This window comes from Methylophaga sp. UBA4204 (genome assembly GCF_002379485.1).
In the GTDB taxonomy this organism is placed as follows: domain Bacteria; phylum Pseudomonadota; class Gammaproteobacteria; order Nitrosococcales; family Methylophagaceae; genus Methylophaga.
This window is the reverse complement of sequence record NZ_DFTU01000064.1, coordinates 1-2,004: the sequence shown is the minus strand read 5'-3', so window position 1 is coordinate 2,004 and position 2,004 is coordinate 1. Positions and strand designations below refer to the sequence as shown.

Genomic DNA, 2,004 nt, shown 5'->3' with positions numbered 1-2,004 from the left:
TTTGAACGTTGTCGATTGCAAACGGGATATTCATTACCCCCATCCCCAGTTCAATCGGCATTTGATGAACTGAAGACGCATCAAAAGTTGATGATATTGAGGGTGCTACAGTGCGATGTAACCATGCTGTGGTTCTACCATCAGCATTCACCGCGGCTTCAAGATGTTCTATTGAAACAGTATGCAGATAGCCATTGTGTATATCGTCTTCACGAGACCAGGTAACCTGTACAGCACGACCCTCCATTGCTTTGGAAATTAATGCGGCTTCGACCAAATAGTCGGGCTTAGATTTACGACCAAAGCCACCCCCCAATAATGTGACATGAATGGTGACATCTACTGGTGACATTTCCAGCCATTTGGCAACGGTATCTTTACTGGCTTGCGGTGCCTGGGTGGGTGCCCACACTTCACATTTGCCATCCTGAATTCGGGCTGTAGCAACGGGAGGTTCCATTGGTGCCTGAGACAGATGCGGAATGTAATAATCTGCTTTGTAAGTTTTATCTGCCGTTTCTAACGCTTTTGCAACATCACCACTGCTACGGAGTACTTTTCCGCCAGAATTTGAAGCGGCTTCCAGCATTTTCTGGCGGTATTCATCAGTGTTATAACTGGCATTTTCGCCATGATCCCACTCGATTTTCAGCTTTTCACGCCCTTGCATGGCCGCCCAGGTATTTTCAGCAATCACGGCCACACCGCCTAAAGGATTAAATACAGCAGGTGGTGGGCTGCCTTCCAAGGTAACGACTTTAATCACGCCGGGGACTTTCATGGCTTCACTGTCATCAAACGACTTTACTTTGCCACCATAAACCGGAGGCCGGGCAATTACCGCATGCACCATCCCGTCAACTTGCACATCAATACCGTAGATAGCTTTGCCGGTAACAATATCTTCACCATCAATCAGCCTGGTAGATTGTTTACCGATATAACGGAACTGATCCGGAGTTTTTAAACGCAATGTTTCGCGTTCTGGAACATCCAATGCTGCGGCGGCTTTTGCTAACTCTCCGTAACCCAGTACTTTGCCGGAAGGCCGATGTTTGATTTGGTGATTTTCAGCGAAAACCTCATCAACTCCCACACCCCAATGAGCTGCCGCAGCCGCCTCCAGCATCATTCTGGCTGCTGCACCTACATTTCGCATCGGCATAAAGAAGTGTCTTACACTGCGTGAGCCATCGGTATCCTGATTTCCATAACGTTCTTCATCACCAGGGGCCTGGATAACGTTGACCTGATCCCAGTCAGCTTCAAGTTCATCAGCCACGACCATCGGCAGGCTGGTGCGCACCCCCTGCCCCATTTCTGAACGATGACTGACAATCGTTACACTGCCATCTTCTGCTATCGCAACAAATATCAATGGATTATCGACCCAGCCATGCGGCATGGCGTCTCGTCCATATTTAGGTGCTTCTTCATCTTCTGCAAAACCACTAAAAGGCATGCCTACAGCTAATACAAAACCCGTTAAGGCAAAGCCTTTTAACAGATTACGGCGACTGATATTAGTGATTTCAGTTTGCAGGCTTTCATTTTTCAGTGAGGTATTCATTGGGCACCTCCGTTGTTGGTGGCTGCCAATTTAATCGCATCTCGTATTCGGTTATATGTGCCACATCGACAGATATTGCCACTCATCGCATTATCAATATCAGCATCACTTGGGTCCGGATTATCGCGTAATAAAGCGGTAGCAGAGACCACTTGACCAGACTGACAATAACCACATTGCGGCACACCAAGCTCTACCCAGGCCTGCTGAATTGCCTGGCCAACTTTATCTTTACTGACGGCTTCCACGGTAGTGATTTGTTTGCCTTGTGCTGCACTTATCGGGGTTGAACAGGAACGAATTGGCTGGCCATCGAGCATTACAGTACACGCACCGCACAGTGCTTTGCCACAACCAAATTTAGTGCCGGTCATGCCCAGCACATCGCGTAAAGTCCAAAGAATGGGCATATCTTCAGGCAAATTAACTTCATG

At 48.0% G+C, this 2,004-nt stretch carries 2 protein-coding genes; both read right to left on the bottom strand.

What is annotated here, in order from left to right; genetic code table 11:
* On the bottom strand, positions 1-1,570 hold a 1,570-nt coding region (locus B3182_RS09225; RefSeq protein WP_292752485.1), incomplete at its 3' end, for a xanthine dehydrogenase family protein molybdopterin-binding subunit.
* On the bottom strand, positions 1,567-2,004 hold a 438-nt coding region (locus B3182_RS09220; RefSeq protein WP_292752482.1), incomplete at its 5' end, for a (2Fe-2S)-binding protein. The genes B3182_RS09225 and B3182_RS09220, both read right to left, overlap by 4 nt.